This is a genomic window from Achromobacter sp. 1014246743, from assembly GCF_059760725.1.
Genome location: NZ_JCBANA010000159.1, coordinates 1 through 462, shown reverse-complemented (window position 1 = coordinate 462; position 462 = coordinate 1). Strand labels below are relative to the sequence as shown.

The following is a 462-nucleotide window of genomic DNA, read 5'->3' as shown; positions in this document are numbered from 1 at the left end:
GCTTCGACGGCATCATCGGCGTGCTGGCCGGCATCGAAGTCGCCCACACCCTGCAAGAACACGGCATCGAACTGGAACACGACTTCGAGGTCATCGACTTCCTGTCCGAAGAGCCCAGCGACTACGGAATTTCGTGCGTCGGCAGCCGCGCGCTCAGCGGCCAGCTCAGCGCCGACATGCTGGCCGCCCGCAACCCCGACGGCGAAACGCTGGCCCAGGGCATCGCCCGCATCGGCGGCGACCCGGCCGCGCTCAACGCCCCCTTGCGCGGCGCCCACGGCACCGCCGCATTCGTCGAACTGCACATCGAACAGGGCCCCGTGCTGGAAAGCCGCCAGCTGCCCATCGGCGTGGTCACCAACATCGTCGGTATCCGCCGCGTGCAGATCGTGGTCGAAGGCCAGCCCGACCACGCCGGCACCACCCCCATGGACATCCGCCGCGATGCCCTGGTGGGCGCGG

At 69.5% G+C, this 462-nt stretch carries 1 protein-coding gene; it reads left to right on the top strand.

Going from position 1 to position 462, the window contains the following annotated elements; translation table 11 throughout:
* A partial coding sequence (locus tag AC6LJ2_RS30050; RefSeq protein ID WP_498152762.1) for a M20/M25/M40 family metallo-hydrolase occupies positions 1-462 on the top strand: 462 nt, incomplete at both ends.